This is a genomic window from bacterium (genome assembly GCA_040754625.1).
Classification (GTDB): domain Bacteria; phylum JACRDZ01; class JAQUKH01; order JAQUKH01; family JAQUKH01; genus JAQUKH01.
In genome coordinates this window covers 73657-85415 of sequence record JBFMCF010000033.1, presented here as the reverse complement: position 1 = coordinate 85415, position 11759 = coordinate 73657, and the positions used below count along the sequence as shown (strand labels likewise).

Here is an 11759-nt window from a genome sequence, read left to right as displayed (position 1 = left end):
CAGGCTGCGCAATCCCGCCCAAAATTATTTCTTCCCTAAAAGAAAACGTAGTGCCTACGTCTGCCTGAAATCAGCTAATTACTTATCAAATAAAGAAATTTATTTTCGAGGTGTCAAAGTTCTGTCAGGCCTAATTATTAAAGCCCCAGTATCTTGTTTGTTTTCGCCACAATTTCGTCAGGGTCAAAAGGTTTGGTGATATATTCGTTTGCGCCGCAATCCACCCCTTTCTGGCGGTCGATTTCCTGGCCTTTGGCTGTAAGCATTATGACATGGACATCCATGAGATTATGTTTTTTCTTGAGGGCCTCGCACATTTCATAACCGTTCATCCTCGGCATCATTACATCGAGAAAAATCAGGTTTGGTTTTTGGGCCAGTGCCAGTTCCAGTCCTTTTTCCCCGTTTTCCGCGATAAATATATCAACCCCTTTATCGCCTATTTCTTCAAGAGTTTCTTCCAGCAAAGACCGGATATAGGGTTCGTCGTCAACAATTAAAATAGTTTTTTTGTTTCCCATTAATATGACCTTTCTATAGAGCCTGTAACACAATTATCTTCTACTGCAAACGTATCTTTTGGGCTGTGACTGCGTCGAATTTCGCAAAAAGTGCTCAACGTAGCACCGTGGCTACGCTTCTGCGCTTTTTGCTCATCCTTCTTGTCTCGCTCCAAAATACACGTTTTCGTAAACGAACATAATTTTGTTACAGGCTCTTAAAAGCTCCCTCACGCGGATAATTAGTATAACATAAAATTTAAAAATGACAAGCAATAAGAGAACATAATTAGCTGGTGGCCTATATAATAAAAGAATTGCTGTTTTTCTTTAAAGCGGTGCGCCCGGGTATACATCAGGAAAAAAGAAAAAACAAGCCCTGATAAAAGAATCACTGTCTGGGAAAGATTAAGAAGAGAAAAGGAAAAAATTTTTTCGGTACCTAAAAGATTGGCGTCAATGTTTACTTTCGGAACAATTGGAATATATTTTAATTGGAGGCTTACATTTGCCGCCAGGGCCAGGGGAATATATGTATTTAAAATGTTTAAAAAATTATGAAAATTATTTTTTCTGCCGGGCCCGAGGAAAATGTAATTTGTAATCCAGATTATAAGCCCCATTATAACCGGAAGTGTCCAGAAGAAAACTGTAAAATTAAAAAAGGAATAGTAATGCTGAAACCTTTTTGATTCAGAGATTATAATTGCGTAAGGAACACTAAGCAAAACAGCGATTAACAGCGATGTTTTATGCCCGAGGTTTTCGCAAGATGCGATGTCCCAGCCGGGAAGTCTGAGGTTTAACTGCGGGGAATCGTTTGGGCATAAGCGGACACAGCGTAAGCAGAGTTTGCACAGGAGATTGGTATCGATGAATTGAGGATGAAGAAACATGGGGCATCCTTCAATTTTTTCGCTGCCTTTGAAGCAATCGTGGGTTTTACATTTATTGGCGCAAATATTGGGATTTGACCTTAATTCAATAACCGAAAAAAATGAAAACATCCCGGCAGCCCACCCAAGGGGGCAGATATAGCGGCAGTAGGTATGCCTGGGGAAAAGTATGTTTGTCAGGGCCGCAATTGAAAATATTGTTCCCATGATAAGTCCTGTGCGGAACGCTGAATATCGCATAACAAAAACTTCTTCGACCCAGATAATCAATAAAAACCCGATTATTATAAAATAATGAGTATTGTTTTTGATAAAAGAAGGTATTTGCAAATTGAAATGTTTCACTTTTCTTAAAAAAATTCCATATTCATTGATAGGACAGATACTGCACCAAAGCCTTGCGAAAAAGAAAAATGAAAATATAAAAAACGGCCACCAGAGCGACCACGCGAAAAATGTCCCGGGATTTTCAGTAAATTTATTCTTTGGGAAAAAAGCAAAGTAATAAATCATAAGGACAAAAAGGGAACTTATATAAACAAATGGACGCGGGAAAAACCCTTTTTTAACAAGGTAATTGAAAGGTTTAATGTTAAGAAGATTAAAACAAAATTTAGTCTGGGCGGCGGGCAGGCCCAGGAATATGTACTCGCTTGGGATAATATTTGTTTCTGTTAAAATGCACGCGCGTTCTATTATCTGTTTTAATTCCTTTATATTGCCGAGCTGGTAATGGTAATTCAAGAGTTTTTCATAACCTTTGCTGTCCACGCCTTCTATGTTTTTGCCAAGATACGCTGAATATTTTTTTATGAAATATTCAGTTAATTTAATAATGTCTTTTTTCCTTTCTCTTAAAGGGGATATAAATATGGTGTTCAGACTTAGAATTTTGAAAAGCCTGAGGTCGAATTCGCCTTTTTCAACTTTTTTATCCAGGGATATGGATGTTTCTGCGGCGATTCTTATATCTTTAGAATTAATGAATTCGCATAATTTTTCTCCAAGTTCCTTCGGGAGCCTGTCCACATTCTGCAGGAAAAGCGTCCCGCCTTCCGCGAGTTCCAGGTAGCTGAAATCAACTTCCGATTTTTTTTGTTTATAGCCTGTGTTTGATCCAAAAAGAAGCTTGTGGCTCAGCGGCGATGAAGAAAAGATTGCGCAGTCAACAGGGATAAAGGGGCCTTGGACCCTTTTGCTTTTACGGTGGATGTCCCGTGCCAGGAGTTTTTTGCCGACGCCGTATTCGCCGCAAATAAGATACGGGACAGGGTCCTCCGGTATTTTACTTGTAAATGCCGGAGTCTGGAACGACAGGCTGACATAATCTTTGTATTCTTTTTCCTGTTCCTCGTTTACTATTGTTTTAAGGGCCAATTGCCGTTTATTTCCCCAGTTGATTTTTTCAAGATAATAATTTTCTATTGCGATAGCCGCTTGTGTGGCAAGGCTGAATAAAAGCTTTTCGTCGCGCGCCGTAAAATGATTTTGCCTGCCCGAACTTAAAATTATTACTCCATAAACTTCTTCTTTTGTTTTTAAGGGAATACCTATTATTGAATTTATGCCGCATTGACAGCCTTTGATTTTTTGTTTTTCTTTTATATCGTTAACGATCTGGGGTGTCCCGGTTTTCACTACCATGCGGGCAATTATTTTATCCGGGTGCGCCTGGCCGGAAGACGGGCATGGATTTCCCAGGAAGGCCTTTGTCTGCAATATGTTTGTTTTTTTATCAAGGAGCTGGATGGCGTAAGTATCCGCGGGTATGATATTCCTGCTTTCTATCAGGACATTTTTCAGGACATCATCAAGGTCGAGGTGAGCGCTGATGTTCCCGCCGAATTTATACAATAAATTTATTTCCCTGTAATTACTGAGAATTTCCTGCAATAATTCTTTCTTTTCAACTTTTAATTTAATAATTTCATTTAAAAGATTTTTAATCGCGGCGGAAAGATTTAATATTTTTTCTTTCGGGAAAGAATCTTTCCGGATAAAAATAAATCCAAGCGGATTTTCCCGGTATTTAAATTTAAAAATTAATCCGGTATCATTTTCAAAATGATCGGCCTGATCGGATAAAAAATCCAGAGCTACATTAAATTTTGAAGGCTCTATTGAGGTAGAAGCGGCAAGGTGTATTTCATTATCATATAAAGATATCTCGCTTTCAAAAGAAAGCAATTTGGCAGTTTCTTTTAAAAGAATGGCTATATTTTCTTTTTCATCCTGAAGCAGCCGTTTCAGGTTAAATTTTTCCTTTACGGGTGTTTTTGTTTCCATGATAAAGTTCTTAAAACTATTGCATTGTTAAATTAATTATTAATAGACTCGCATAAGAGTTATGGTGGTTTGGATTTTACGGCATTAAAGGGACAAGATTTAGTATCTGTGCGAAATGAGCAGATGATATGCGGAGATACACCCCGTTCCGATTACTATCGGAATGGGGGATGGGGGGCGCATATCACTGCGAAATTGAGCTACAGATACTTAAGCTTGAACCTTAGCCGAAAAATTCAGACCACCATAACTCTACTAAAAATTAATTTAGCAGAGCGCTATTTGTCTCTAGTAAGAATAACTATATTTGATTTCTCTGTCTCCTTGAATGATTTCAGGGTTTTTAAGATTTCATAATCATTGGATTTGGAGATTAAATCGTCAATTATAATTAAATCAGGGCTTTCGATTTTTACCTTTTCGAGTCCCTCTTTACTTGTGTAAGCGGATATGACCTGGTAACCTTTTGATTTCAAGACATCATGGACGGCATTGGAAATCGCTTTATCTTCTTCAATAAGAAGGACCTTTTTATTCCGTGTTTTTTTACCTTTCCCTGACAAAAGATCGGAAACAGATTTTATTAATTTTTCAGTATTGACTGATTTGGTAATATATTCGTCCGCACCGAGTTTATACCCTTTTTCCTTGTCCTCGTATATTGAATGGATAAGTATGGGAATGTCAGAAGTGTTTTCATCTGTTTTAAGAAGAGTAAGGACATCAAAACCGTTTAACCCGGGCATTAATATATCGCAGATTATAAGGTCAGGTTTTTCCTTACGGGCCGTAAGAAGCGCTTCGTTGCCGTTTACTGCCTCCAGGACCTTGTAGCCTTCATCCTCGAGCTCCTGTCTTAACAGGTTTCTGATATGTGTCTCGTCATCAACAATCAGGATAAGATGGCCTTTTTCTTTCCTGCTGATTTTGTCAATAAATTTACTTATTGTTATAGGAGCATATTCCAGGGATGTGTCTTTTGCTTTGGACGGGGCGGTTTCTATGAGTGCCGGCAGTGTAAATATAAAAGAACTGCCTTTTGTAAAAACACTTTCGACCCAGATCTTGCCGCCAAGCGCCTCGATTATTTCTTTGCATATGGTAAGCCCCAGGCCCGTTCCCTTGGGTTTATCGCTTACAGTGTCTCCTTCCCCGACTTGTTTGAATTTTTCAAAAACTTTTCCAATATCTTCAGGCCTTATGCCTATACCGGTGTCTTTTATGCAAATCTCTATTTTATCCGCTGTTTTTCTGATGGTGCAGGTAACCGCGCCGGTATTTGTAAATTTGATGGCATTGCTGAAAAGATTAGTAACTACCTGGATTAACCTGTCTTTATCGACATTTACCATCGGGAGGTTCTCATCAGCGTCAAATTTTATGGCAAGTTTTTTATGGTCCGCGAGTGAAGAAACCGCATACATTGCTGTTTTACATATGTCCTCTATTCTGGACGGTTCAATCTTCCATTCCATTTTCCCCGCTTCTATTTTTGCAAGGTCCAGGACATTATTAATAAGGCGTGCCAGCCGTTCTCCCTCCGAAGTGATAATTTTAAGATTTTCCTGGATTTTATCAACGGATTCGGAAATTTTCGCTTCTTGAGTATTCATGGCAGGGATAATCTCTTTGATAAACCTTCTTTGAATCATCTTCGCGAAACCGAGGATAGAGGTCAAGGGGGTCCTCAATTCATGTGAAACAACGGATAAAAAATCGGATTTCATCTGGTCTATCTTCTGGACTTCTTTTATCTTCTGTTCCAGCTGCTTGTTTGTTTCCCTTAATTTTTTTTCAAGCTGTTTTTGTTTGCTGATATCTTTGCTGATGCCCACGGTACCGATAACACAGCCTTCTTTATCTTTCAACTGGGAAAGGCTTAAAGATATGTCCAGCAGTTTTTTTCCTTTTGTCCACAATTTTGTTTCATAATTTGCGACCTGCTCCTTTTTTTGAAGTTTCTCGAGGATCTTTCGTCTTTCCTCGGCATGGCGGTAGAATTTTTCAACAGATGTTCCGCACACTTCTTCTTTTTTATACCCGAGCATTCGCTCGCCCGCGGGATTAAACTCGACTATCTCCGCGTTTGAATTTGTGGTAATAATCATGTCCGCGGAATTATCGAGTATGGCTTTCATATATTCGGTGGTTTTTATTAATTCATGGTTTTTCTTTTCTAATTGTGTGAGCAGTTTGATTTTTTCTATGCCGAACGCGGCCTGCATGGCCAAAAGAGAAAGCTGGGCAATTTGTTCCGGCAGGAAATTCCTTGGTACAAAATCGTCCACATACAGGATCCCTACAATTTTTTCTTCGCAAAATAAAGTCTGGGCAATCAGTGAGCTTACTTTTTCTTTCAACATCATCGGGTTGTTAAAAGAAGGCTGGCTGGCAATATTGTTTACCACAATCGGCTCTTTTTGCTTCAAGATATGTTCGGTCATCCCGCCAGGCCGGACAGGGTATTTTTTTACCTCTGAAAATTCGGAGCTAAAACCTTTTGCGGAAACAAGGTTAAGCGTGTTTTCTTTTTCATCATACAGGCTGATACTCCCGGCGGGTGTTTTGGTCAGGGTCATAGCGCAATCCAGTATCGTTTTGGAAATTTCTTTTATATTTTTCTCAGAAGTGAGTTTTACTCCAAGGTCTGATATTTTTTTTTGGGCGGAAATACTGTTTGCGAATTCATTTTTTAACTCTTCAATCTCTTTAAGCAGTTGTTTAAAAAACTCATGGTTATTTTTATCTGTTAAGGAAATGCCCGGTGTTAAACCCGTCCCTGGTTTCCCGGGGATTTTTCCATTAAGCACACTGGATAATTTGTCAATATTGGTCATTATGTCCTCCAAAGTTAAAAAATTTGTTTAAACGGTTCAAACAGTTTAAACTGTTCTAACGGTTTGAATCATTTTATATGATACTCCTAAATTTAATTTTTACAAATAGATTTTTTAACAAAAATACTTATTAATTTTTTTGAATTTACCGATAAAAATATCATATGCGTTTTTATAAATTAAGCTTATTTATTCTTATGTTATTCAATTTTGTATTTTTAAATAAATATTATTGCAGGGAAATTGAAATTATTTATACAAATAATACGTATGGGTTTTTACAGCCGTGCAGTTGTCCCGGAGCCCCCTATGGAGGATTAAACCGCAGGGGGACAGTCCTCAAAGAGATAAGGCGGGATGTCCATGGTTCTCTCCTGCTTGACGCCGGCGATTTATTTTCTCATATTAATGAAGAAGAGAAAAACCGGGCGGTTTTGGATATATACAGGCATTTTAACTACGATGCTGTAAATATCGGCGCGAATGAACTCAATTCCGGTATTGAATTTCTGAAAGAAAAATCTGGAATACTACCGTTTATTTCCAGCAATATTGTTTCCACGCGGGACCAAAACCCTATTTTCAGAAATTTAGTTATAATTGAGAAAAAAGACGTAAAAGCGGGAATTTTTGGAATAATGGGAAAAAATTTAAATAATATTATTTCCCCGGACAAAAATATGTCCGATTTAAATGACTTGGGTATTTTTATTTTGGATCCAATAGATGTTTTAAAAAAAAATATTAAAGAATTAAAAGAAAAAGTCGATTTTATTGTAGTTCTAAGCAGATTGTCTTTTGAAGAGAACATTAAACTTGCGGGAAACGTAGATGGAATTAATCTTATTATAGGCGGTTTTGATTTTAAACCGAATGAAGAACCGTTAAAAATAAAAAATACTATTTTGGTACAGGCCGGTACCAAAGGCCATTATATAGGAAAAATTACCTTGTCAAAAGAACCGGATTTTCGCCCGTCGAATAAATTATACACGCTGGATACTTCGGTGAAAAATGACCCGGAAATCCAGAAGATGATTGATGAATGTGAGGAAAAATCAGCGGACAGGCAATTAAAAAGGCTCCAGGTCAATAATAAGCATCTCGGCAGTGTTTATTGCAAAGGCTGCCATGAAAAAGAATATAATCAATGGGAAACCACGAGGCACGCCAGGGCGCTTGAGAGTTTAAAAAAAGAAGGGAAAGACAGGGTGCTCGGCTGTTTATCCTGCCATACACTTGGTTATAATCTGGAAGGGGAGACAGGCGTGCAATGCGAGCAATGCCACAAAATATTTACAAATCACGACAAAATTCAAAAGGAGCCGGCTGGCGTCAGCAGGCATATCTGTATAAATTGTCATACAATTGAGCAAAGCCCCGGATTTGATTACATTGAATATTTAAGAAAGGTGATACATTAAAAACTTATGAAACCGCTTATAGACAATTTATTATTTTTGGCATATATAAATTAATGTAAAGGTTCGGAGGAGGGTTTAAATATAACTTTACAAATAAATAATAAAAAAATGAAAGGAGGAGGTGCGTATGTTTAGAAACAGGATATTTAAAACATTTATAGGCTTAGGCCTGGTGCTTGTGTTTTTTATCTGCGGGGGGCCGAATTGTATTCCGCAAGGCGATGACCCGGGGACAGGCCCCACAACAGGAACAGTAACAGTGACGGGAACGGGAACTTATATACCACCGCCGCCGCCGACAGGGGGAGGGACAGGTGGCAATTATAATACTCCGCCGTGGGTTACTATTATTGCAGACAGGATGAGTGTAACCACAAATGAAATGATAACTATCAGGGCTGATGCGGGAGACCCTGACAATGATCCCTTGGTTTTTGACTGGTTTGTCAGCCAGGGGGCATGGTATCCTGAGCCAGGCGGCAGGTCAATCAGATGGACCGCTCCGGGCTATGGGACAGGCGTAAATGTTGCTGTAAAAGTAAGGGATTCAAAAGGCGCGGAAAACAAGGCCGAAATATTTATTAATGTTATGATGTCAGGCTATGTCCCGCCGCCGACTATGCCGAACCAGCCGCCGTTTTTTACAGATGTTCATTCCGATATGAATACTGTCGGGCCCGGTGGAGTAGTCCGGCTGTTTGCCAATGCCATGGATCCTGATTATGATCCTATTACTTACCGCTGGAAAATGGTAGGTCCTGTGGCAGGATATTTCAGCAATCCCGGACCGGATGCTCAAAATTGCGATTGGATCGCGCCAAATACTTCCGGGATGCAGTCATACGAATTTGCCTGTGAAGCAAGAGATACAAGAGGCGGTTTTCAGGAATCATATCATATTTTTGTTTATGTGAATTCCAGTTCAGGGTATAACACTCCGCCGTATAACTTCTTTATTACTGCCTCAAAACAGTATGGCTTAGTGGCCGGTGAGGAAATATCTTTAACAGCGCTTGCGTATGATGCGGAAAATGATCCATTGGTTTATTACTGGGAATCGATACCTGAAATGGGAGGTCTGCCTATCGGTATGTTTGTCCCGTCTCCGAACGGTCAAAATATAAAATGGCAGGCGCCTTACATAAGCAAGGCGAGTGTCTGGGACAAGCCGTCGGTATGGTTTAATATTAACTGCAAAGTTGATGACGGGAATGGGCATTTCGATTTCAGGTCGCTTTCTATTGAAGTTATGACCCAGTGATATAGTAAAAGCATGTGTTGCACTGGAAAGGGAGGGGAATATTTCCCCTCCCTTTTTTATTGTGGAAAAGTATCTGGATTTTGTGTATAATTTATAAATTGAGAAAGGAAGGGCGAGGTGAACAAATTAAAACTGGGCTTGCCTGCGGGGAGCCTGAAAAATTCCACATTTGAAATATTTAAGAACGCGGGGTTTAAAATACATTGTCCTGAACGGTCATACTTCCCATCTATTGACGATGAGGAAATTGAAGCGATTTTAATACGCGCGCAGGAAATCCCGAGATACATTGAAGAGGAAGTCCTTGATATGGGCTTGACAGGGAAAGACTGGATAACGGAAACCAAAGCCGATGTTGTTGAAGTGGCTGAATTAATTTACGCAAAAGAAGGGCTTCGTCCTGTCCGGCTTGTTCTGGCGGTCCCGAATAATTCACCTGTAAAAACTGTTAAAGACCTGGAGGGAAAACGGATCGCGACTGAACTTGTGGAAGTGACAAGACAATATCTTGCGAAAAATAATGTCAGGGCTGATGTTGAATTCTCATGGGGAGCGACAGAGGTAAAACCTCCAAAACTTGTTGACGCGATTGCGGAATTGACAGAAACAGGGAATTCCCTCAGGGCGAATAACTTAAGGATTGTTGAAACCATTCTTGAATCCACAACAAGGGTTATTGCGAATAAAAAGGCGTGGAAGGACACGTGGAAAAAACAAAAAATTGAAAATATTGTTACACTTCTTAAAGGGGCGCTCAGGGCGGAAGGAATGGTCGGGTTAAAAATGAACCTGCCGGAAAAAAAGCTCCCGGAAATAATTAATATAATCTCAGCTTTAAAAAAACCGACTATTTCGCCTTTAACTGAAAAAGGCTGGATCGCGATAGAGATTATCATTAATGAGCATGAAGTCAGGGAACTTATTTTGAAGCTTAAGAGCGCGGGCGCGGAAGGGATTGTCGAGTATCCGCTGAATAAAATAATTCTTTGACAATTATCTTGTCAGACTGTATAATTATTGTATAAAAGGAGTTTTATGTCTCAAACAACACCCTTAACGGAAATTGAATTATATGAAATTTTAAAGAGCAAACTGGGAGATAAAGAAGCTAAAAGTGTAATAGAATATGTTGAAGCTAAAGTCGATAGGAAGTTTGCAGATAAAAGCGATATTTTAGCTACAAAAGAAGACCTTGCAAATTTAAAGGCTGAAATTATTAAATGGATGTTTCTTTTCTGGGTTGGGCAAATAGCTTCACTTATTGTTGTCCGAGTGTTTTTTAAATGAGAATCGGTTTAGGCTATGACATTCATGAATTAAAAAAGAGAAGAAAACTTGTTCTCGGCGGAGTGGAAATCCCTTTTTCTATGGGTCTATCAGGCCATTCCGACGCGGATGTCCTTTTGCACGCAGTTTGTGACGCCCTTTTAGGTGCCGCGGGGTTGGGTGATATAGGTATCCATTTTCCAAATACAGACAAAAGATATAAGAATATTTCCAGTTTAGTTTTGTTACAGGAAGTATTCAATAAAATAAAAAAATCCGGTTTCAAAATTGCTAATATTGATACGGTTATTATTGCCGACCGGCCAAAACTCACGCCTTATTTTTCTGAAATTAAAAAAAATATCAGTAAAACATTAAATTTATCTTCAAGTCAGATTAACATTAAAGCTACCACTTCTGAAGACTGTCTTTTTCCACCTAAAAAAAAGGCAATAATTAGTTATGCCGCTGTTATCCTCGAAAACAGACCCCAATAGAAAATTATTTAACGTGACGGAAGAAAATACATCTCCGGCTGAATTAACTGAATTACCTGAATTTTCTAACGGGGCAGGTAAACAAGGTGAAAATACATTTTCGGTTTATGAACACCTGTCGGAACTCCGTAACCGCCTTTTATGGTCGCTCGGGGCGGTAATTTTTTTTACCGCTGTTTCATCATTTTACAGCGGTGATATTCTTGGAATCCTGAAAAAGGCCGGGGGATTGCCTGAAAAATTGGTTTATTTCAGCCCGCATGAAGGATTCCTTATTTATTTTAAGATATCGTTTTTTTCCGGGCTGGTCATTGCAAGCCCCTTAATTTTTTATGAAATATGGATGTTTATCTCCCCCGGATTATACGAAAATGAACGGAAATTAATACTGCCATTTGTGTTTTTTTCCAGCCTTTTTTTTATATCGGGCGTTATTTTTTCATATGTTACCGGTATCCCGTTTTTGATAAAATTTTTACTCAAATTTGGAAGTGAGATTAATTTATCTCCAAAATTAGGGGTGGATGATTATCTAACCTTTATTTTATCAATTGGTTTTGCTTTCGGATTAATATTTGAATGGCCGGTATTTGTGTATTTCCTTGCCGAAATGGGAATTATTTCCACGTTTACGCTGATAAGAAAGAGAAAATACGCGGTTATTTCAGTCCTATTGATTTCCGCGCTGATAACCCCTGGCGATGTTTTAAGCATGTTCATTTTCGCGGTACCGCTCTACCTGCTTTATGAAACCGGGATTTTAATAACAAAATTCGTAAAATTCTAACTCCC

Annotated in this window: 9 protein-coding genes; 6 read left to right on the top strand and 3 right to left on the bottom strand. The window is 38.9% G+C overall.

Annotated features, from left to right (window positions below; genetic code table 11):
* Positions 1 to 137: 137 nt before the first annotated feature.
* The 3 genes from AB1498_02760 to AB1498_02750 all read right to left on the bottom strand — a co-directional run bounded on the left by AB1498_02760 (position 138) and on the right by AB1498_02750 (position 6519).
* On the bottom strand, positions 138 to 521 hold the full coding sequence (locus tag AB1498_02760) for a response regulator (protein MEW6087203.1): 384 nt from the start codon (positions 519 to 521) through the stop codon (positions 138 to 140).
* Between the two features lie 221 nt (positions 522 to 742).
* The gene (locus AB1498_02755; GenBank protein MEW6087202.1) at positions 743 to 3682 is read right to left on the bottom strand and encodes a sigma 54-interacting transcriptional regulator; all 2940 of its coding nucleotides are present in this window, start codon (positions 3680 to 3682) and stop codon (positions 743 to 745) included.
* 278 nt (positions 3683 to 3960) lie between these two features.
* Positions 3961 to 6519, bottom strand: coding sequence for a response regulator (locus tag AB1498_02750; protein MEW6087201.1), 2559 nt, complete (start codon positions 6517 to 6519; stop codon positions 3961 to 3963).
* Between the two features lie 197 nt (positions 6520 to 6716).
* Here AB1498_02750 and AB1498_02745 point away from each other — a divergent pair, with 197 nt between their 5' ends.
* The 6 genes from AB1498_02745 to tatC all read left to right on the top strand — a co-directional run bounded on the left by AB1498_02745 (position 6717) and on the right by tatC (position 11754).
* Positions 6717 to 7943, top strand: a complete 1227-nt coding sequence (locus tag AB1498_02745; GenBank protein ID MEW6087200.1) for a multiheme c-type cytochrome — start codon at positions 6717 to 6719, stop codon at positions 7941 to 7943.
* 127 nt (positions 7944 to 8070) lie between these two features.
* Positions 8071 to 9204 carry a hypothetical protein gene (locus tag AB1498_02740; GenBank protein MEW6087199.1) on the top strand — a complete coding sequence of 378 codons (1134 nt, stop codon included), beginning with the start codon at positions 8071 to 8073 and terminating at the stop codon, positions 9202 to 9204.
* Positions 9205 to 9321: 117 nt separating this feature from the next.
* Complete coding sequence (gene hisG / locus AB1498_02735; GenBank protein MEW6087198.1) at positions 9322 to 10194, top strand: ATP phosphoribosyltransferase; 873 nt, start codon at positions 9322 to 9324, stop codon at positions 10192 to 10194.
* 45 nt (positions 10195 to 10239) lie between these two features.
* The gene (locus AB1498_02730) at positions 10240 to 10491 is read left to right on the top strand and encodes a hypothetical protein (GenBank protein ID MEW6087197.1); all 252 of its coding nucleotides are present in this window, start codon (positions 10240 to 10242) and stop codon (positions 10489 to 10491) included.
* Positions 10488 to 10967 carry a 2-C-methyl-D-erythritol 2,4-cyclodiphosphate synthase gene (gene ispF, locus AB1498_02725; GenBank protein MEW6087196.1) on the top strand — a complete coding sequence of 160 codons (480 nt, stop codon included), beginning with the start codon at positions 10488 to 10490 and terminating at the stop codon, positions 10965 to 10967. Before AB1498_02730 ends, ispF begins: the two co-directional genes overlap by 4 nt.
* Entirely contained in the window at positions 10933 to 11754 is an 822-nt protein-coding gene (gene tatC / locus AB1498_02720; GenBank protein ID MEW6087195.1) for a twin-arginine translocase subunit TatC, read from the top strand. Before ispF ends, tatC begins: the two co-directional genes overlap by 35 nt.
* Positions 11755 to 11759: the final 5 nt, after the last annotated feature.